Annotated in this window: 6 protein-coding genes; 3 read left to right on the forward strand and 3 right to left on the reverse strand. The window is 50.4% G+C overall.

All coding sequences use genetic code 11. The features are described 5' to 3' along the window. The first annotated feature begins 5 nt into the window (after window positions 1-5). Window positions 6-2081 (forward strand): alpha/beta hydrolase family protein, encoded by a 2076-nt coding sequence (locus ACJJIJ_RS10205; protein ID WP_444939490.1) that lies wholly within the window; start codon window positions 6-8, stop codon window positions 2079-2081. A gap of 391 nt (window positions 2082-2472) precedes the next feature. Here the strand turns inward: ACJJIJ_RS10205 and ACJJIJ_RS10210 are convergent, their stop codons facing one another. After that, entirely contained in the window at window positions 2473-2856 is a 384-nt protein-coding gene (locus tag ACJJIJ_RS10210) for a hypothetical protein (RefSeq protein WP_444939491.1), read from the reverse strand. 162 nt (window positions 2857-3018) lie between these two features. On the opposite strand from ACJJIJ_RS10210, the gene ACJJIJ_RS10215 reads away from it, so the two are divergent. Continuing rightward, window positions 3019-3264 carry a hypothetical protein gene (locus ACJJIJ_RS10215; RefSeq protein ID WP_444939492.1) on the forward strand — a complete coding sequence of 82 codons (246 nt, stop codon included), beginning with the start codon at window positions 3019-3021 and terminating at the stop codon, window positions 3262-3264. Between the two features lie 20 nt (window positions 3265-3284). Next, window positions 3285-3680 (forward strand): IS30 family transposase, encoded by a 396-nt coding sequence (locus ACJJIJ_RS10220; protein WP_444939579.1) that lies wholly within the window; start codon window positions 3285-3287, stop codon window positions 3678-3680. An 846-nt stretch (window positions 3681-4526) separates the two neighbouring features. On the opposite strand, the gene ACJJIJ_RS10225 is transcribed toward ACJJIJ_RS10220, so the two are convergent. Together ACJJIJ_RS10225 and ACJJIJ_RS10230 are read right to left on the reverse strand one after the other, a co-directional pair. Next, window positions 4527-9752 (reverse strand): OmpA family protein, encoded by a 5226-nt coding sequence (locus ACJJIJ_RS10225; protein WP_444939493.1) that lies wholly within the window; start codon window positions 9750-9752, stop codon window positions 4527-4529. Continuing rightward, on the reverse strand, window positions 9752-22789 hold the full coding sequence (locus tag ACJJIJ_RS10230; RefSeq protein WP_444939494.1) for an isopeptide-forming domain-containing fimbrial protein: 13038 nt from the start codon (window positions 22787-22789) through the stop codon (window positions 9752-9754). The genes ACJJIJ_RS10225 and ACJJIJ_RS10230 overlap by 1 nt, the downstream gene beginning before the upstream one ends. Between the last annotated feature and the right edge of the window lie 120 nt (window positions 22790-22909).

The raw sequence follows: 22909 nt of genomic DNA on the forward strand, positions 1-22909 counted from the left end.
AACTCATGGAATTACAAAATCATCGCTGGTCAGTACGCAAAGCCATCTGTTGGCTGAGTCTTGCAGCCGCATTTAGTGGCTGCAGTGTGAACCTTCTCGTGGAGGATTCAGCATCGGCAGAAATTCAGCAGGAGCTACTCCCAGTTGAGAGTTTCTTTAATGACTCTGTAATTAGTGGGGTCAAATTATCTTCAGATGGGCAGTGGCTGGCCTGGTTCCAGCTGTACAATGGAGCACCAAATATTTATGTAATGCCGAGTAACGGGAACATTGAAGACGCTTTCCCACTAACCACTTTTACTGACGGAGTCGATGGCTTTTCTTGGGATAAGCATCAGCTCGGTATGTTTGTTTCTAAAGACTCCAATGGGAACGAGCAACATCAGATCTATCGGCTGGATCTGGAGGAAAGAGCAAAACGTCTAAATCTGCTCAATACCATAAAATTAACATCGAAAGCTGGCGTAAATTATACCCTAGCGGGACAGGCTTCAGGAAATGCTAAAAGCCTCACTCTTATGGCTAATCATGACGATCCAAAAAGGTTAGATATTTATCAACTAAATACAAAATCTGGTGAGTTAAGCTTATTAATGTCGAACACTCAGCATTTCCAGAGCATACTAATTGATGATGAAGGAAAGCCTGTAGTAGGAGTCAGGGATAACCCTGACACCTCAGCAGAGATGTATATTCTCAAAGATAATTCCTGGCAAAAAACTCTAACAACAAAACCAGGAGAAATATTAGAACTTACTCAATATAATTCAGATCTTGAGAGGGTGTACTTCGAATCCAGCTTTGGCGAGACTGATACTTCAGGGTTAAAGCAGCTGGATTTAAATTCAGGGATAATTGTTGATGTTCACACCGATCCCAATCAACAATCTGATGTTTATAAGACATTCTTCAATAAGGATGGTGAACCTCTATTGGTTTCTTACTACTATGGATACCGCGAAGATTACCCAATTAGCAAAGAGTTCCAAAAGCACTGGCAATATATCAATGGTCAATTTTCACGCAGAGTAGAAATTGATGTTGTCTCTATAAATGAAAAATCGGGAACTTGGCTGTTGGACATCGCTAGCGATATCGATCTGGGAGCTTTTTATACCTACAGTCAAGTAGACCAATCGCTAACACGCTTGATTGATAAAGACACGAAGCTAGATTCTCAGTCTCTAGCAGAAAGACGTTCTATCACCTATCAGGCCCGTGACGGTATCACCATCCAGGCCTATTTGACGCTACCCAACGGCAAGAGTAGTCAGTTACCGCTAGTGGTATTGCCGCATGGTGGCCCATGGGCTAGAGACTATTGGAGACTGAGTGATAGCTTTTTCAACCGTGTGTCCCAGCTGTTAGCAAATCGTGGATATGCCGTTTTGCAACCTAATTTTCGTGCGTCGACTGGCTTTGGTGAAACCTTTATCGCTTTGGGTAATCGCCAGTGGGGAAACGGTGCGATGCAGCATGATCTGACGGATGGTGTTGAGTATTTAGTAGAACAAGGTATTGCAGACAAAAATAGAGTGGCAATTATGGGAGGCTCTTATGGAGGCTATGCAGCACTTTCTGGATTAACTTTCACCCCAGATGTATACGCAGCCGCGATATCTTTCGTTGGCCCCTCGAATTTAATTACTCTAACAGAGTCATTTCCTGAGTATTATCGGCCAAAACTTTCCCAGTGGTTCAAAGCAGTCGGTGACCCTTTGATTCAGTTTGATCGAGAGGATATGCAAACCAGATCACCTATAAACTTTACGGATCAAATTAAAGCTCCTTTACTATTAGTGCAAGGTGCAAATGATCCTCGTGTTACTCAACTTGAATCTGATCAAATTGCTATAAAAATGTATCAAGAAGACTTGGATGTCGAGTATATTTTAGCTAAAGATGAGGGGCATGGATTTAGCAAGCGCATTAACCTGATGGCTTATTTAATAAAGATGGAAGAGTTTCTTGCTGAGCACCTTGGTGGTGAATTGAATCCTGAAATCCCTGAAGAGCTTACTGCTCACCTGGCAGGGCTTGAAGTTGATATATCAAAATTAGCCGAGAAGCATTCTAAATAGATTAGTTCTGAACTTACGCTAACCGCTCTTATAGGCCACCTGGCTTTAGCTAACAACCCTCATCATTGGTTAAAGCCAGGTCACTATTAATGAGAGAGAGTTCAAGTTGAAAATATACAAAGTTTAAGGCACAGCTATATATAGAATCTTAATCAGCCCATCTTGAGAATACCAACCTCTTAAATTTATCTCCGTTCAGACAGACATCATGGTAAAATGTATTGTGGTCACACACCGATGGCAACCCTCGTAGAGGATAAAAATATCGGGAAGGATAAACTCATAAACTGAATTTGACATGACAGAGAACCTCTGAAAAACTGGTAACGGTCAGGTCAAGCCTGACTACTATAGAACTCTGAACACTACTCCATTAGGCAATTAATCGCTACTATGGACGAACTCTTGATGCTTGATTAAGTCTTCTAGAGTACTCAGTAAAAGTCATCTCATCCTCATCCAGCTGTGCAGAATAATCAAACTCACATTCAAATGTCTTTAAAGGTGGAGACGCAATAAAATGAACAATATTCCAACCCCCCATATCTCTATCTAAACAATACTCTTTTAGCTCATTTACAAGTATTGTAAGCTTTCTAAGCGCCTCCACTGATAGATCAAATGCTCCGTCTACAGATCTTAACTCTCCGACCCAAACAGAAATAAAAGAAGGCTTTTCAACATGCATAGCAAGAGCATGTATTTCACTCGAAACATCTGGAGCCTCACAATATAGCAATTTTGCAACTTCAGAATATATTTCTTGATCCGTCATAGTAACTTAACCTTAAGCCTAGATTCCTTTAACAATCAATACACTTGGCAATAGTAAAAGGGATCAGTTGACCGTAGGCTGGTTAGATTCTACATAAACAAGTCAGAAATCCCATGGGAACCCATTCCAACCAGCTGATCTTGAAAGAACTATACCAGATAGATGCGTTCACGGGACAGAACTGTTCAGCCCGAGCCATTGCTCAACACCTCCATTGAGTCCAATAAGACCATCTCTCGTGAGCTTGGTCGTCGCAGCCATTACTGTGCCGAGAGTGTATATCGTCTTGCACTGCAACGGGGACGCGGAGCCCTTAAGCATTCCAAGCTCGACTTTACCATGCAAGTACAAATTGACCACCAGCTAAAAATGCAAGTCCTGAACAAATCGCTGGGCGAAAGCGGTTAGCTGCTCAACTTTTTCGCGGGATCAGTCAACTTAACTGGAGGTCACGATTACGAAAGAGGGGTAAACCTTACCATAAACGGAGAGGTTCAGAGGCAAGCGCAAAGCTTATTTCAGAGCGCATAGATATTGTTCAAAGACCTGTGATTTTTGATGAAAACACTGAGATTGGTCACTGGGAAGGTGATACAGTTTATGGTCAAGATGGTTATCTAGTGACACTGGTTGAACGAGCTTCCAAATTATTGCTCACTCGCAGAATCCCAAATAAGAGCAAGAAAACATTGGGGCGGGCAAACAAGCGGATATTGAAGCCATATCAGGCCATCTGTAAAACCATCACCTCCGATAATGACGGAGAATTTACAGATCATCAATTGATTACGCAGAAGCTAGGGTACAGAATATACCACTCCTGAGAGCGTGGGCTGAATGAAAAAACAGATGACCTTTTGAGACGCCTCTTCCCGAAAGGAGTGGGAATTGGCAAGATACCCAAAAGCCGTATTGATGATGCAGTGTTTCGAATCAATACTCGACCAAGGAAGGTGTTAAATTACTCGAGTCCAAATAGAGTTTTTGGTGGGTAAGCGTGTGTCACTTATGGTGGCAATCTAGGCTTTGGGTCATCGACTTATTTTTTAACTCAGAAACCATATGACTTGTCACTATGCATACACCTATATATGGCTGGCCTTAAAACTCCGTAAAATAGCACAAGTGCCCCCAAAACTAATATATCAATAATCATAGGTTCCGTAAGCCTAAGCACCCAAAGCACGGGCATTAACACTCCAAATGGAAGCCAATAGTTCATAGATAGCTTACTCGTGTGAAGAACCTTTTTCCTCAAGACTCCCTCAACAAACAATAAATCCAGAGTAATTAAGTCCAACCAATAAATAAGAATGTTTATATAAGTTAATGATGAAATCCAAATAAAAAATTGATCGACCAACGATTTCATCATAATAAATACAGATTTTTAGGCGTGAGGCCATCGATATTATTTACGAAGGCTAAGGAGGGAAGTCGTAGAGAGAAGAACGATCTAATAATTCACAAGCTAAGAAGTACAGCTACTACCGAAAATAAGTATGTCAATATCAACGGCGTGCATTATCTAAGGATTAGATAAATTGTCAATTCTCCTGGGATAAAAACATCTAATAGTCATTAGACAACCACCTGGCAAGACAGGCCCCGAGTTTGCCCACTTAGGCACTGTCATCAGCCCGGCTCCCGCCGGGCCACACAATCAACGCTCACAACTTCCCAACAATATTCACAAACATCCCCTGGCTGTCGTAATCCAGCTGAGTGAGATCATCGGAGAAATCCGTAAAGTTGTAGCCCACCCCCAGCTTGAGGTGATCACCGATATGGCGATATAGGCCAATTAATGCACCGCTCTTGCTGTCCTGCGCGTCGGGTAAATCGAGCAGGCGCCCTTCGATGAGGAGGTCCCAGCGTTTTACAAAATGCCAGTCTGCGCGCAGCACATAGAGGCTGGCGCGACTGTCGAAGAATTCCGGGTCTTCTCTATCCAGGCTCAGCTGGCCAAGGCGGTAGGCGTATTTGCCTCCCAGGGTCCAGCGTTGGGTGAGATCGTAGCTGGCATCCACGGAGAAAATATGGCTCTTCTGAATAAATTCAGCCGAGGTGTTTTCTACGGTTACCTGATCTTTAGTGGGCACGTTATAGAAATAGGTGTATTTCAATAGCGTGTTGAGGCGGTCGTGATTCACCGGGCGGTAGGCGTAGCCCATTACCGCTTCAGTAAATTTTCCATCATAAAACTCGCCCTGGGAACTTTTGCTATCGGAGTAATTGAATTTGCCGACCAAGCGCCAGTCTGGATTGAGCTGGTAGCTCAGTGTGTTCTTCAACAGCCAAGTATCGCGCTCGGATTCCAGCACGGTGTTTTCATCCACTGAGGTTTCCATGGCATCGGTACGGTATTCCACCGCCGAGGCCAAACGGATCGCATCCTGGCTATAGCCCATATTAAGGCCCAGGGCGTTGCGCTCGGTTTTGGCACCAGTGCGTGGGTCTTCCAGGGTGCCCGCCTCTACCGTGGTGCCGTATGTCCAGCGATCATTGGGCGCCAGGTCCATACCCAAGGCATGCGTCAGGCCGGTGGAGATATCGCCGTGACTGTAGCGCTCCTCACCATACATACTCAGGGTATCGGAATAACGGCTGCGGAAGCCGGTACTCATATTGCCTTTGCGGGCACGTACGCCAGTATCGCTGCGCTCGTTATCGAGGGTGTAATTCAGGTATACGCTGGTTCTGTCGCTCACCAGGAAGTCAGTGCCCAGTCGCGCGCCCATGCCGGTATCGCCGCTGGAAACCTCACTATCCATGGTGAGTCTGTCGCTCACCCGGTAGGCACCGCCGACACCAAAACGATTGTTTTCCTCACGAGTGCCGGTCACCTCTACGGTACCCTGAACAAAGCCGAAAGCACTCCAATTTTCGCCAGAATCATAACTGGCCTCCACTGCCATATCAGTGCGGTCGCCCTGGGTCTGGGTGGCCGCTACAACTTGGGAGAAATCTTCGCGGCTATCGCTGCGCACACCGGAACTGAGATGCCAGTGATCGTTGAGACGGTAGCCGAGCATCAAATCCGTTGCACTGGTGTGCAGGCCGAATTCCTCTTCTTTACTATCCGCTTTCAAGCCCACATCGAAACTTTCACCGAGAGGTAGGTTGATCCCCGCTCCAAACTGGGTGGTTTCACCGCGGGCAAATTGACCGGGGCCAGAAAACCCCGCTTCCCGTTGCTGGTGATAGAAATTACCGGAGCCGCGTAGGCTTTCGAAGAAATCACCCAGCTGTAGGCTAGCTTCAATTTTGTTGGCAGCAGCGCTAGCCTCAGGATCAAAAGTTTGACCGCTATCAAAAGTAAAACCACCATCTAAGGAGTTGGTACTATCGAGGTTACCGCCTTCACTGTTGGCCACTTCTACTTTCAGCCAGCTGCCTGCCGTTTTACGTAACGTTAAATCAAAGCCTTGCAGCGCAGTTTCGTTGTCATCCTCATCCTGTTGGGTAGCACTGAGCCCCAGCTTTACGTAATCTCCAAACCAGTAATGGGCGCGGCCACCAAAGGCAAGAGTATCCATCTCTTCAAAGCCGGGGGTGTATTCGTAGCGGGCTACCAGATACTGAGGGTTACCGTTATAAGAGCCATCCTGGATTAACAGATTATCGTTAGCCAAGGCAGACAAGGGCTTGTTCAGCAGTACGCGGCCTTGAATGTAATCGATATCGTAATCGATTACCGGGGAGAGATTTTTTACGGCCAGTACCAAGCCGGAGTCTTTATCCCGCACTTCAACCCGCAGGCGTTCGGAGCCGTTGAGAATATCCTGATGACGCATGAAATAGAGGGAGCCACCGGTTCCACGATACTCATCGCGCCCGGCAATGGTGCCAGGCTCCGCACCAAAGGCATCCACCTGAAAGCGTTTTTCCCCGAAGCTGGTCATAGCATCGCTTTCGAAGTGGCCGTTAGCACCATAGAGTGCGCGGTCTATTTGCGCCAGTTCGTTATCGGCATAGGTCGCTTTGAAATTACCCCACAAGCCGTAGTCGTCGTACTTGGACAACTTCACATAAAACTTGCCGGAGGTGGGTGCGTCTTCCACTACGGTGGAGTCGTCACCAAAGGTAGGATAATAAAGATCACTATCTAAACGGCGGAACAGGGCATCGGGCGTTTTTTCCATAAAGTTGGAAAATAAATCAGCCACCGGCCCCTCTTCCGTATCCGCACTGGCAGAGAGGCGCCAGCCCTCACCGAAACCACCGCTGGTATAAAACGCCAAGCGGCCATCGTAGCTAACAGAATTGTCGTAGTGGGTTTCATCGCCGGTAACCAGCGCCGCTGGGCCGTTGGTTTTGTCATAGCCGATCGTAAGATCGGCAATACCCACGGTAAACCAGTCGTTTTTGGCAAATTCAAGATCGCGCAGGAACAATTCGCCATTGCCCTCTTCATCCAGAACAGCCACTTCGACGGTGTGCATACCGGGGTCGAAAATTTGTTCGGCGACAAACTGACCCTGTTCGTTGACCGGTACCGGGTTGCCCGCCAGCCACACGGTGTGCCCTGGCGGTACCTCGGCACCGTTCACCAGCACACTGTTGCCATCCAGAGGAATATTTCTTCGCGCTAGGCGATTTTCACCGTAGCCAACCAATAATTCCTGAGAAACGTTTACCTCTTTCGTTGACTCTTCAACCTTATCCACCAGCCACAAAGTCTGTTCGGCAGTTTCATCGAAGCGGCCTTTTTTATCGTACACCCGCAAGACATAGTGCAGTTTTTTTAGCGGTGCCTGGAAATGGGAAAATTCTGCAAACCACTCCCCTTCTCCGGCAGCCAACGGGACTATGTCAACCGGGGTGTCTCGCAGGGACTGCCCTTCTTCAAACAGGCGTACCTCTGCCCGCTCAATAAAACTGGGATAGTTGGTGTAGCTGCGGAAAACCACGCGGTTCTCGCTGTGCTCGGTATCCGGGTTATCCGCGTAGCGAATGGTATTGGGCCAGGCTGAAATATTCAGACGCGGCTGCATTTTTTTGTTATCGAAGCGGAACTGGATATTGGCATTATCCAGCGCCACATCGGTACAGCGCTGCAGATCGGCAGAATTTTTATAGGGATCGTATTCGGGGCTGCCATCCACAGTAATACGCATTAAATTCAGTGAATAGGGGTTGTTAGCGATAGCTTCGCGGTTAATACGCTCGATTTCCAGGCGGTCGCTCTCCGCCAGAATCGCCAGCTCATCGTAGAGCACCTGCACTTCAACCCTCGCACCTTCATCCAGGGTGAAACCGTTGGCCACTACATCGTCGGACTGTACATAACCGCGCCCTTCAAATTCCACTTGGGAGTCTTCGAGGCTGAGAAGTTCTTTTACCTGCTCCATCGCACGGCGCGCGCGGGCACCAGAGAGCCCAACATCATCGCCGTAGACCATGGCTTCCCGGCGGTCCATGCGCTTGTTTTCGCTATAACCAATAAAGCTCAGGCGCACATTGGCTTTGCTCAAAATTTCCCCCATGGCAGCGCGAATTTGAGTCAGCTGCGCCTGGGTAATAATCGGATCGCCATTATCGAAACGAATAGGCGCTATATCGCCACGCAGGGATTGGTGGGCAATGGTAATGGTTTCCGCGGCTGCCGCTTCCGGGCAGGCCTGTACGCCATCCACCGCCACTTCGAGGGGATCGTCGTACCAGAACTCCACTTCCACACGGCGGTTTAGGGTGCGCCCCTTGGGTGTGTCATTGGCGGCTATGGGCTGACTGGCGCCCTTGCCGCTGCTGGAGATCATGGCGTCCGGTAGGCCCAGGGCATCGCGCACCGCCAGAGCAACACGGCGGGCTTCGCTGTGGGACTTTTCCCGATAGGCATTCTGTTGCTGCTCAGAGCTTTCACCAATTTGCAGAGGCAACGCATCGGTATGACCAACAAAATGAATCACCAGATTATTTTTGTTGGCCAGATTTGTGCGCACTTCGCGGATACGCCGTAAGAACGCCTCGGGTAAATTCGCCTGCCCCGGCTGCCAGCGCAAAGGATTAACCAGGTTTTTTAAGCGCGCGCGCTGTTCAGTGCCAGCGGTATAATTCAATCTACAAACCGTTTCCTGCCGACACACTTTGACCCGTTTAAGTGCCAGGGCTTCAGCGCGGGCACGGGCTGCCATAGCCTCTGCATCCAGAGCATCGTAACTCACCTGCACTTGCACACGACGGTTCAGTTCGCGTCCGGCAGTGGTGATATTGTCGGCAATGGGCTCTGCGTCACCGCGGCTTTCCACCGCGATCATCTCCTCCGGCAGTTCCAAAGCCTGCTGGAAAAAATCTGCCACAAATTGAGCGCGGGCAAGGGTAAATTCTTCCTTACTTGCGTAATCCGCAACGAATTCTTTTTGCATCGGGTCCGAATCGGTGTGACCAATAAAATGCAATTGGAAATTGGGCGTCTCTCCCAGCTCATCCAGCTTTTCACGCAATAACGCGATGGCCTCAGGAGAAACTTCATCAGCCACAGCGAAAAACTGTAATGGCTCGATAAAGTCTTCCACCACAATCGGCTCGGGAGGGGCAATAAAAGTGCCCGCATCCTGCAGCCATTGATTGGAAGGGGCGCGCAGCAACATCGTTTCCGTATTGCTGCCTATGGATTTTTCCTCAAACTCCGTCTGCGGCTCCTCTACCTCTGGGGCCAGTCCGGGAATTTTTTGCCACACCTGCCACCAGCTGGTTTCCAGAGGTTCGGCTACCTCGGTATCAGATTGCTGCTGCGCGTGTACAGGCATTGCCAAGGCCAAAGTAATCGCTGTGGCCAGGCAACGCTCACGCCGACGAAATGTGCGAGTGTTTTTTTTCGCAACAACCGCTGTGCCAGGTGTGCGCGAACACTCCAAGTTACTGCGCTTTTTATTGCCATCTGCAAAGGACATTACTGCCACCCTCCTTTGCTGGGCGGCGCACCACGCCGCCAGAACACTTCCGTTTCAATCGTCAGTTCGTAGTCGCCATAACTACGCGCCCACTGCTCGGCAATATCCGCCTTGATCGTTTGCAAACGCTCTTCCACCAAATCCGGGTCTTCATTTTCCGCGAGGTAGGACAGGCGCAATACCGAGGGTGCTTCGCTGAGTTTTTCCAGCAGCAGCTCAATACGGGACTGCCATTGGGGACGCATCTCGGTAGTTGTCGGTTCGAAGACCGCCTCGGCCATATCCAGGCGCACTACCCGATGCAGGCTGGCGCCGAAGTTAAACTTCACCATCTTGCCTCGGGTCGCACGCACCACGCGCGGGTTTTCTGTGGTGAGACGATAGCCGCTTGGCAAACTGCGGTCGTCGAGCTTGAGCACAAAATTGGAACCGCGATCGGGGTTCGGCACCACCGCACAGGTAATATGGAATCGACCGTGGGCATCGGCAGTGGCATTGAGACCCGTTGCACTGACGACCCTCGCACCGGCCAGTCCACCTTCACCGGCATCTTGGTAGCCGTTCATATTTTTATCGTCGAAGACCTTACCGATCACATCGGTACAGTCGAAAGTGGGGTCCGGTACCACACGCACGGTCGCCGAGGCTTCACCAGACGCCGTCTGCCCGGAGAGCTGGTTGAACATACGTGCACGGTTGACATACTTGCCCTCCCCCACACCGGAGCCTACCACGAGTAGCAGTTTCAACTCGCGGGTCTGATCCGCCTCTACACGCAGGTCCGACCAGATCAATTGTAACCCCTTCATCTCCGGTTCCACCGGTTCGCCATCGAGACGCGCCGAGCCGGCCACGTATTTGAAGCCCGCGGGGAAGAAGTCCACCAGCTGCAAATCGGTGAGCGGTACTGGCAGGTTATTGCCGAAGGTAATGGTGTAAGGCACCAATTGGCTGCGGGTCACATTCAACATGGCCGCAGTTTTAGTAATAGAGAGCGCCCCCTCTAATTTCGGGTCCAGGGGGATATGGTTATTGAACAACTGGCTATCCCCTGGAATTTGTTTGTTATCCAGAGTCAGGCGCAGGTAATAGTTGGTCAAGGTATCACGCGCCTCTATATCCAGCGGCGGATTAGCCGGGGACAGCTGTACCTCACAGTGTTGCGCAGTACCCGGCACCATATCTGCATTACTGCCGAGGCAGGCGCCCACATCGAATCCGGCAGTCTCCTCATTGGTCTGCGCTGGAATAACCAGGGATTCACCACCGACATAATTGTCATCGGCCAGTTCTACTCGAATCAGGTAGTCCGCATTGGCCGGACAGGCGGCATCATCGAAATTAATATCGAACTTGTAGTAGCCACCGGCACGGGTTACCTGGCCCTGCTGCTTTTCATCATCGAAGCAACGATCCGGCAACTCCTGGCCTGAGCTGGCACGCAGCATACTCAGCGTAGCGCCGGTAATCGGAGCACGCAGAATGGAGTTGTAAATAACTCCGTTTGGCGTAAGCGGCAGGTTTAAGTCTTGCGGATTAGCACCAGACTCCACAAAGATCTCACTGATACGCTGGGGACCATTGGTGAAATCGGAAACCGGATTACCCAGAGATGCGGTACTTTCGCTGGCATCCGGCGCGGTGTAGCGCATCTCGTAACTAAGACCACCATAATTGTTGGGTACCAGTCCCTGGAAGTGGAAATAGCCATTTTCATCGGTCTGAATTGTTTCCAGCAATGCACCGTTGAAATACAGATCCACTGCCCAGTTCAACAGCAGGCGTTCATCAGCATCGGCCTGATTATTGAAGTTCACATCGTGCCACAGGTAACCGGCCAAATTAGCGATTCCCGGTGTGCCACCGACATCGATAGCAACACTGGCCTGGTTGCTTGAAGGTGGATCATTCCAGTGCACTTCCGCGGTATTCACCACGGTGTAGCCAATTTCCAGGCTGTCGGAAAGTTTTGCCTGGAAGCGCAATGTCACACTTTCACCCGGCAGCAAATCTCCATAAGTTGTGGAGTAGTCAGCAGTAATTACCGTACCGGCAACGCTGACTCCATCTACTTGGCCATTGAGCATGGCAGAGTCTGCAACGTAGGTAAGGACACCATCGCCGGCAACCATTAGATCATCAGTAATACTTACCATGGTCGCCGGCACACCACTGATATTTTCAATGGTCACCAGATATTCCAGCACTGCTCCGGCTTCGGCTGCGCCACCACCGACAACGGCAACTTCTTTTACAATTGAAAGCAGCTGTGCATCACCCACCACCACTAGTGTCGGTTGGGCACCATTGGCCGGATTGCCATCTGCATCAGTAAGTACCAATGGCAGTTTTTCTGCAGTAACACTGCCCTGGTTACTGATTACCGTGCCCCTGGCAGCATCCATATTCACCATTACATCAAAAGTTACGGTGGCAGTTTGTGCAGAAGTAATCACCCCCTCGTTGGCACTTGGCAAAGGTGGGGTTAGGTCATCAGAAGATACCGGCAATGCAGTATTCAGCAGTGACATACCACCGGCATTATCAGCAACCGCGATACCATTTAAGGTGGTACTGCCGGCAACATAAGTGGTATTTGCAGGCACTTGGTCAGTGAGTGCGACCTGCAGCGCATCAACCCCCCCCATATTGGTAATCGCAATGGTGTAACGCAGCACATCACCGGGGTCGACAATACCCGTAGAAATATTATCCACCGTAATTGCCACGGTCTTATGAGCAACCAGCAGGGGAACATCGCCAACAATATCTATTGTTGGATCGTTGGGGGCATCTGTAGCGGGGTCATCCGATGGGACTTCATCGAAGGGGCCACTACCAGCACCTTCGCCATTAACAAAGCCTTGGTTTGAAATAATAGTGCCGTCATTGACGTCATTAATGGTGACATCAAAGGTAACCATCACAGGCACAGCGCCAGTTGCCGCTGCAGCAATGAAACCATCGGCTTCGCCAGATGTATTAATGTTCATACCCGCTTCAAGCGGCGAAGCGCCACTTACATCTGTAAGCGCAGAACCATTCAAGGTGGTGGAGCCAGCAACATAAGTAGTGTTCGCTGGGATCTGATCACGCAACATCCCGTTAACGATATTTTCGTTACCGGTATTTTCCACGCGAATGGTATAGCGCAGGGTATCCGCCACCATCAGCAGGTCCGGGTCACCGGTCATATCTGCTGAGGTTTTATGAATTACCAGCAGTGGTTCAGATTCAATTAATACCTGAGTAGGATCTTCATCCCCCGCAGCGTCAGGATCATCAGTACCGTTAATATTGGGATCATCACTGTTTTTCAGTAATTGACCGGGCAACTGTACCTGAGCCTGATTCAACACAGTTGTACCGCTGTCAATTACAGAGGCGAGACTTACTTCATAGATCAACTGAATGGAATCACCCGCACTGCCACTTGCCGCCAGGTCAAGATTGGTCACCTTCAACAAGCCACTGCCGTGGGTACCAGCAGAAGCATCTGTCCCGCTACTATCGCTACTCGCCGGAGCAGTAACCAGTTGCAGGGAGCCCGACTGGAACAATGGCAAGCTGTTTAGGCGGCCCAAGTCATCAGTAATCTCAATACCACTGACATCCACACCGCTGATATTTTTCAAAGTGAGGGTGTAGCGCAATACTTCTGCAGGGCTGGCCGTGGCAGCCGGATTTTGTCCGCGAGTAACATTCTCGACAGTCTTGTAGAAAGTTACCTTGGGTACTGAAGCACTTAGGGTATAGGCATCCTCATGATCGAGCACGCCAGGCGTGCCATCGGTAGGCGCCGGACGAGTGTACTGACGCGCTTCAGGCGCACTGCTATCCCAACTGTGCCACAGCGTTACCCCGGCAATATTGGTGAGCGTTTCGCCATCGCGGGTATCTGCATCCAGAGTAGCGTCGTAACTTAGCAGCAGATGGTGATCCGCAGCCAACATTGCCCCAGCGCCAATTGATGTGATGGTAAGAGTACAACTGGCTGCATCAAAGGCCGTATTAAAATCGGTACCTTCAGTCAGGGTGGCAATCGCAGTACCGGCCGCATCGGTGATTTGTGCGGCAAAATTATTTGGTGCGGTTTCACACATGCCACCGGGATTATTGTCCGGCAGGATATCGGTCACGCTGATATCCCAGGCTGGGCCGGTACCAATATTGTGTAAGTCCAAAGTAAAGGTGCCAGGTAAACCGGACTGCACACTGGCCGGGCCGGTTTTTGTCAGGGTAATCGCCGTGGGTTCTACCACCTGCATATCCAAGGTGGAATTACCCGCACCAGCACCCTGCCCCATGGCCGGGTTGTTATTATCGTAGTTGTAGCTGTAACTGGCGCTGTTGCTAAACAGGAAGCCATCCACATTGGGTGGATTGCTGTCGCGCAAGCGCAGCGTTACATCAATAACCACCTGCTCACCAGCGGGCACATCGATGCCGTTGGTAGTATCGGCAATCACCAGTGCAGAAGCGGAACCGGTATTTTGCGGAGTAAATGCATTTTTACCGGAAACCTTGGCCGCACCAATAAATTCCAAATCCGCCGCGGAAGCACTGAGGTCAATCAACACGCTAACATCGTGCAGGGCTGCTGGCTGCGGCGTTTGCGGAATAGTAATGCGGTAATTGAACGGCTCGCCAATAGAAGCCGTAGGCTGAGTATTTTCAATGAAAAGCGGCGCGGCATTGGGAGTATTAAACTGCACACTCACCGGGGCTGTGGGGCCGTAGTCTTCGCGCATATCCGCAATCACGGCCGTCATACCGAGAGAAGGCAGATTGTCGCCATCCAAAGAGTAATAAGTCTCCACATAAGCGGCATTTTGCAGATTAAGGCCCGCGCCCAAATTAGCATCCGCCTGAACGCGGTACACCATTTGTAAAGTCTGGCCTGGGTTAATGGCGTAACCGGTACCCGCGGAGAAATCCCAAATCGCTGCGCCAGTGCTGCTGTCGAAAGTTGGAGCAACAGCCGTTGCAGTAGCGCCATTGACAGTTACTGACTGCACATTGACACCAGCCTGGCGCAGGCCGAGGGGAATCAAGTCTTTAAAGAGCGGATCATAGGCGGGCGCAGAACCATTATTGGTAATTGTAATGGTGTAATCGACCCTATCACCGGCGGAGAGAGTGGTACCCCCAGCAGGATTCGAACTGATTGCTATTGCCAGGTCTGGCTGTAGCAGATCCAGAGTTTCACTGTCATTGCGTGTTTCATTACCGGTAGCGGCATCGAAGCTGAAAACAACATTATTAGTGAGTGCAGTATTGTTGGCTGGCCATGGGTGCACATCGCGGTTTAATACCCGCGCGCGATAGCGCAGCACAAATTCATCATTAGCTGCGTTGTTATCGCCTTGGTTGCGCAAATCAGCAATATTCCAACTCAGTGTGGTCGGGCCCGCGGCCGGGTCACCAGCCTGCACCGGCTCGGCGATATCGTTGTGGAGGAAAGGTGCCACAGCCACGAAAGGTGCATTGTTATCGCCATTAATCGACACAGTGCCGGCGAATACCATGCCCTGGGGCAAGGTATCGACAATCTGCGCCTTCGGTGCTGTACCTTCTGGCAGGGCCAGACGCAGCTCGTATTCCACCAGATCGCCGATACGCAACTGCACATCGGTGCTACCGTAGCTATCGTCAACACGGGTTTTGCTCAGTACGCTGTCATTGGCGGCGGTCAGCTGTGCGGCAATATTTTCCAGGACATAATCATTTAAACCGCCGACACCGTCAGCACCATTGCGCTCATGGGGACTGCTGTTATCTTCATCCAGACTGGTCCACTCGATACGCGCAGTGGTGGAAAGTGTGGCAGCTGCCAGCACTTCATCCAGTACCAGAGCATCGAATACCAACAGGCTGTTATTACCGGCAGAGATATCCAGATCGCTGTTGGCACGGCTCCACTCGAGAATTTGCGCAGTATTAACACCATCGCCGGTTACCGTGGGATCGGCCTGGGCGGCACCTGCAAAGGTGACGCTGCCCGGTACGAATTGCAGCCCCAGAGAGAGCTGCTCAAGGATAGCCAAATCGAAAGCGGCGGAATTCTCCGGGCTGCCCGCAGCGGCTAGGTCCAGGGTAAAGCGCAGAATATCGCCCGCATCGGGGTCATTACCGGGGCTGGTCTGGTTGACCACCGTATTGGTTGCGGATAAATCCGGCTCCACAATAGTAAGCACCGGCGCAGTGCCGACACCGCCGGCCTGTGCAGCCCCACCTTTAGTCGCGGCAAAGGTATAACTGGCTTGATTGGCAAAGTTGTGCCCCGCTTGCGCGGTTGCATTATTGGCAACCCGTGCGCGCACTTCAAAAATTGCCACTTCGCCGGCCGGAAGCATGTCAACAGCCAGGGCAATATTGTTACTGCTGGTGTTATCGGTAAATGCGCGGCCATTAATTTCCTGCAGCTGCACCAGTGTCAGGCTGGGGTCGAGCACATCGGTAATCACCAAATCGTGAATCGCCGCAGTAGTGGCGCTACCCGGTACTTGAATGCGGTATATTACTTCCTCACCCACTGCCGCTGTGGGGGCAGTAAGCAGCGTTTTCTGCGGAGGCGTTACCGTAGTGGCAACAGTACCCATCGGGTAAGGCATTGCCAGGGGAACTGCAGCATACTGTTCACCACTCTTGCTAGGCAGTGACCAGAATTCATTTGCTGTAAAAGTGTTTACCCAGTTTTCACCGCCGCCGATATCAGTATAAAAGCCAATTTCATAATAAATATCCAAGCAGGCACCAGCGTCGATAGGCACCTGTAAAGTAAAGTGCATATCGTCACCGCGATTGACCGGTGCAGTGTAGCTGTAATCAGTACCTTGAGTCAGTACTGAGCCATCCAGGGAGACCCGTAAATTGGCGATGGAACTTTGCTCCATCTGCGTCGCCAGATCATCGGTCAAAGACAGATCGTACGCTGGAGCCAAGCCAGTGTTACAGGCTTGTAAAGTAAACTGCATCACATCATTGGCCGGATCCACATTCATATGGGAACTGGGCCAGTTGGCATCGGTTTTAGTCAGATTCGCAAGGCGCGGCTGCAGTACTGTAATACTGGCGCTGTCCTGCAATGTACTGGCGGCACCGGTGTAATTCAGTTGCGCAGTATTGGTGAGGGTGGCAGTGGGCACCGCAATGCCCGCGCCGGTTTGTACCTTGGCGGTGTACTCAATAATAAATTGATTGGTGTTACCGAAGTTACTGAGGATATCGCCCAGATTCCAGGTCACGGTACCAGTATCCCCGGCGCCAGGCACGGCAATTGCCGCATAGGTGTAATCATTCAAGTTGTCATCGTAGGGCGCGGTGGTATCACCGTTCACGCTGACAATGGAATCAAACTCCAATCCGCTCGGCAGCGTATCGGTAACGGTTACCGCCGGTGTGGTGCCCGCCTGCAGATTCAGAACCAGCTGATAGGTAACAGTGTCACCAACCCGTACCGTACCCACTGGAGTGGCGCTATCGGAATCTGCAATGACTGTCTTGGAAATAGTGGTGTTATCCACCGTGTCGATACTGGCGCTGGCCGGGCCCACACAGTAATCATCCGGTGCCGAAATACTTGGGCAGCCAGCACCATCGCGTTCATAAGCCTGATCATTTGTACTGCTGTTGTCGAGAGAGGTCCAATCCAACATCACACTATTGCTAATGGGCGAACCAAATACCCCATTCACCTGAGTGCGGTAGGTAATAACCAGAGTTTCCCCCAGTTGCAGGTCCAGACTGTTATCACCGTTCTCCCGCCCCCAAAGCAAGGGGCCATTGGGCGCTGCCGCCGGTGTTGAGACAAAACCTGCCACAACACCACCATTAATTAATGCCGTTGGAGTAAAACTGCTGTCCAGGCGCAATTCCGAAGGTAGTGTATCCACCAGATTTAAGTCGTAAGCAGCTGCTGTGGAGCCACCATCGTGGGCCACGGTAATTTCGTACTCCAGTACATCACCACCCACAGGCAAATTGCCGGGGTTGGTCGCATTACTGACGGTTTTACTGACCGCTAGCAAAGGCTCTACCACGGTAACCGCAGCGGTGTTGTCATTAAGATTTTCCCCGGCTCCGGTTTCGCCATTGCGGTAAGACAGGGTGGCACCATTGCGACGGGAATCGCCATTATTTGTAGCCAAATCATTGGCGATACGGGCAAAGTAGGTAATACGAATCAGTGGTTCAATAGTACCGCCAACCGTGTCATTTTCACTGGCAGTATCCACGGTGCCAATATTCCAGGTGGCATTGCCGGCAGTATTATCTGCTGGGAAACTATTGAATGCTGTTTCAGATGGCGCTGCGCCGTTAATGGTTTCGATACCGACAAAATCATAAGTAATATCGAAATCGGCATTATGGCTAAGCACATAGCCTTCCGGGCTGCCGAGCTGATCGGTAACCGCTACATTTTGGCTGATACCTTCTGGCAAGCGGATTTCCAGCTGGAATTTTTTATGAGCACCAATGGTGGGAGCTAAAGCGGGCTGTAAATCGGTTTTGTTTATCTGTAGCGGCAAGACTTCTGTCTGGGCACTGGCATTGGTTTCATAATCATTAATCGCGTCACCACCATTGGGTAACACGCCGATACGCATACCGTCAGCAGCTCCATCATTGCCAATAGTCTTACTGCTATTCAATGAAATATCTTTGCCCGGCAGGGACTGCCAGCGGGCCTGAATGGTGTTATCCAGAATCTCATGGGGCTCTACACCCTGCTCTACACGCACATCAAAGGTGAATGACTTGGTAGCGCCCACGGCGATGCTGTAATCCGCATTACTGCGATTCCAGCTAAAGATCGGTGCATTAGCACCCACGGAAGTGATATCGACATTTTGGGGTGGATCATTACCTCCAATATTGCCGATATAAACCAACTTGGAGCCGGTAAGGTCATCGAGTACCTGTAGGTTATAGGCGGCGGCGGTACCGATATTTTCTGCAGTGACAGTTACTGTGAGAATATCATCCGCATCGCTGTTAGTTACTGCGAACGATTTGTTCAGCTGTATCTTGGGTTCCAGCACGGTAATTTCGTGGGAGGCAAAAGGTACCGTAACGTTTTGATTAGCCTCATCCACATAGCTCACCTGGGCAGTGGTGTAACTACCACCATTACCCAGCACATCACCGTCATCGGTATTGCTGCTATTTTCAATGCGCGCAATAAATTCCACCGGGAAATCAAACAGGCTACCGGTTACCGTGGTGAGTTCCTGATCGCCAAAATTCCACTCCACGTAATCAGCGCTACCTGTGCTGGTACAGGTAGCGCTAAAAGTACCACCGGGAATAAAACCAGCAGCATCGTAGGGCGATGCATCGAGGTTTACGGTTTGCCCTTCAATACAGCGCATTCCCGCCGGCAATTCATCGCGGATAATAAAGTTACGCAATTTAGCTGCAGGAATTTTTGCGGTCAGCTGATAGCGAATTTCCTCGCCCACAACCGCAGTATCTTTATTGGTGCCGCTGGCAGCACCATTGGATAATTGCAAAGCCTGCTTCGGTTCCGCTTTCACCTCAATAATCTGCATTCGCGCTTGTGCATCCGCAGATTTATAGTGGCGCGCACGCCCTGCTGCGGGAGTGCCATCGCCAACGCCATCATTGTCCACGTCACTATCGATCTGTGTGGCGGTCTGTTGGCCAAAATTGCCTTCCAGGCTGTCGTAGCGGGCATAAAAGGTATTGTTAAAAATTTGTAGTGGCGCTACGGAGCGATGTGGCTTAACGCGGTAGTAAAGGGTTACCGAGTCACCGGGATTAATGCGCTCCAGCGCTGTGGAATGCTCATAAGAGAAAGTGACAATCGCCGGAGTTCCACCACTACTACAATGGCTGGCTTCAGAATAATTATTAGCACCTGTAGTGGTGCCTACCCATCCATCATCACCGTTATTCGTTTCCGCTGAGCCATCACCATCGTTATCCAGGCCATCGCTGCTCAGGGCCTGCACACACATTTGACCGGAAGGGTCGAGCGTATCGGTGATCACCAGATCGTAGGCAGGAGCACGGTTTACACCGCTATCGGCTGTGCGATTAGTCAGGGTCAGGCGGAAAATGTAAGTCTGGTCTCGGTGGCCTTCGTTAGTAAAGTCCACGAAATTTGTACAGCTGGTACCTATACCGTAGAGATTTTCGTTACAGACTTTTTTATCAACTTCGATATGGGGCTCGGAGACGGTTACAGTTTCCGACCACTCGGTAATATCTGGGAAACCCGGTACGGTAGTAGGCACACCATCAATATTGGTAAAAATACCGCTGGTATTGTAGTTATCCACCACAATAGTTTCGGTGTCGAAAACCGCGGTAAATTGCGCGCGTGCGTAATCGGTGCTGGGATTGGCATGCTGATTCGGATCGGTGTTCTCAGTATCCACCGGATCATTGAGTAAGCGCGTGGTCATATCTGCAAGGAACCAGCGATCGCGCAGGGTTATCTTGGAGGTCACATCCCAGAGAAAGTCTGCTTCGCTAAGGGGAATATTCAAGCCCCCGGTCTCCACAATATCGCCACTGGGAATCACTACACAATTTGCCTGAGAAACCGGGTGCGGCAGGATGACATCCGCACAAGTAAGCGGAGCATCGGCGATATAGCCCTGACCATCCGGCAGGTCATCGCGCACATCAATATCGCGCACTTCAATCAGGGTAAATCCGGGCGTGTCGAAACCAAACCAGCCTCCGGCCTGGATTTCAAAGCGACACTCTTCACCAATCAACACATTGCTATTGGGGAATGCAGCTTCGGAAGTTAATTCATTACACTGATCAGAGCGCTCCTTGATCAGGTTAAAACCCATGACCCGCGCGCGCATACCGTCGAGGGTGTAGTTATTGGCCAACTGCTTCTGGGGCGTTGTTTCATTCAACACCGCTGGATTAGGGAAATACAGCGGAGTGCCATCGGACAAGGTTATCTCTCCCACCACATCGGCGCGGAAGGTAAGATCATCATCGGTGGCAGAATGGTTTTTTTCTACCTGGAAAATAATACGCTCGGTTCTTCCCGGTTCAATGACACCATCTAGACTGGTACAGCGATAAACCGCAGCCGAAGCTGGCAGAAAGTCCGGTTGGTTCCAAAGCGGGTGTGCGGGCACGGTGCCGGGGTTAGGCTTGCCAACTGGAGTACAGGCGCGGTCATTTGACAGTACGCGCATGGCTTCACCAAAGGTGACATACACATCGTAGTTATCCGCATCGTGTCCACCATTGTTGGTTACATCTACCGTCAGCTCAGACGTACCGCTATCCCGCACTATGTACAGAGGATGCACGGTGCTGATATCCAGATCTTCCGGGTTCGGGGTAACCGACTGATTTTCAATCTGCGTGGGAGGATTGGTACTGGGGCAGAAATCCTCGTAGTCAACCGTTAAAACATTATTGGCGAGGCTAATATTACTGTTCGGGTCTTTGCCGTTACCTGCCGATTCTACTTCCACATCGAGATCGGCCATTTTGTCGAAAAAGTCAGGCTCAGTGGTAACAATACGGAAACGGATTTGTATCTCATCGCCCTGGCGCATCATATTGCGCTGGTCCGAATAATTCGGGTGCGTGGTGCTACTCAGCAGGCGGAATTCCGGCTTGTTATTTTGCAGTGGGTCAGTGTGCCATTGATTCCAATTGCTACCCACACGCCATTGCAGGGTATCGGCCTTACCGGGGTAAGTGGAGCTGTAGTTGGCCCCATGTCCATCAACGCCACGGCGCTCGCGGGTAATCTGTGGTGTATAGGTGGTATCCACCACATATTCATCCGGAAGATCACTAACGAACTGGATATCCTTAACCGAGCCACGTGTCTGGTTATTGATGGTAATAGTTACAAAACCGGCCGAACCCAGTGGTTGATTCAAATTAGTGCCGGTAATGGCCTGGGTAATATCGAGTGCATCGGCAACTCGGGCATACATTGCTTCGGAATCTGAACCGGGCCCTGAGCCTACTGCAGGAGAGGAAATCCCCCCAACACCGGTATCGTCATCAATTTCGCAACCCCACTGTATATCTGAAACCGTATTCGTGCCGTCACTACAGGAGGTGTTTACCTTACCTACCAGATAGATGTTCAGGGTTGAGTTTGCCGGAACATCTGTGCGTCCTGAACCACCGGAGAAGCTGCCATTCAGCTCAAAATTATTGATATTGTTGCTGGCTGAAACACACCCAGAGACACCTGGATTGGAACCATTGTTATTGGCGATAGCCTGCGCCGCTGATTCGCTGGAACAAGCATAATTGATGTCCATATTCGGGTTGGTCATCAAATCATCAAAGCGTACATCCTGCATATCTGCATCCCCAGCATTGGAGATAGCGATACGCCAGATCACGTCATCATTAATATTGCCATAAACATTATTGGTGTAATTAGTTTGACCCGCATCGATATTACGCCCGCGTTTATCTACGGAGGGCAGCGGCTCTTTAATAGCCAGCTCCATACTATCGTAATCTGTCTCCGAATCACCACAATAGTCGAAAGAGGCAGATGCATTAATAGTGCGGTTGTTATTAACCAAATCTTCTTCACGGTCTGCCCTACTGCGTACACCGAAAGTAATCCATAAGGTAGTACTTTCATTACGGGCAGCGAGTGCAGACAGGTCGTTTTGGTCCCAACGGATAGTAGTGCCGCTGACAGTAGGTTCGCTTAAAACAACACCAGAGCTTACTGTAGTGGAACCGGGGATATATTCCAGTTGTGAAGTCCCCAGGTTTTCTGTGACCACAATATTTTCAATATGCTGGGTTCCCATAAAACCACTGCGGATGCTGGGAACAACAATTTCGATGGTCACTTGGCCATCGCCACAGAGTTCACACCAGCTATTACTATAGCTATGGTCAAGGATATTAAAAAATGCGGGGTTATCCGGAGATGAGGGACAATTGTGATCCGCCCTTGCCTGCGGAGAAAATAAAGCAATGTAAATACAGAGCAGCACTAAACCAACAAGCGCATTATTCCAGGATTTCCGTCCAATTACTTCCGACATCATCGTCACTTATTAGCCGCCGCTTTTCTGTTTACAAAATCCTTGACAGCACCCTCAGGTACTGCCGCCGCACAGGGTCTGCCCGGTGCGCGAACTTTAATTGCAGAGGGGAAAAGTGGC

It is taken from the genome of Microbulbifer mixtoriginis (SeqCode) (assembly GCF_052467945.1).

What these genes read in the sequence shown, in the direction of transcription:
- ACJJIJ_RS10225 (WP_444939493.1), bottom strand. Translation starts at nt 9,752, where the DNA reads ATGTCCTTTGCAGATGGCAATAAAAAGCGCAGTAACTTGGAGTGTTCG.
- ACJJIJ_RS10210 (WP_444939491.1), bottom strand. Translation starts at nt 2,856, where the DNA reads ATGACGGATCAAGAAATATATTCTGAAGTTGCAAAATTGCTATATTGT.
- ACJJIJ_RS10215 (WP_444939492.1), top strand. Translation starts at nt 3,019, where the DNA reads ATGCGTTCACGGGACAGAACTGTTCAGCCCGAGCCATTGCTCAACACC.
- ACJJIJ_RS10230 (WP_444939494.1), bottom strand. Translation starts at nt 22,789, where the DNA reads ATGTCGGAAGTAATTGGACGGAAATCCTGGAATAATGCGCTTGTTGGT.
- ACJJIJ_RS10205 (WP_444939490.1), top strand. Translation starts at nt 6, where the DNA reads ATGGAATTACAAAATCATCGCTGGTCAGTACGCAAAGCCATCTGTTGG.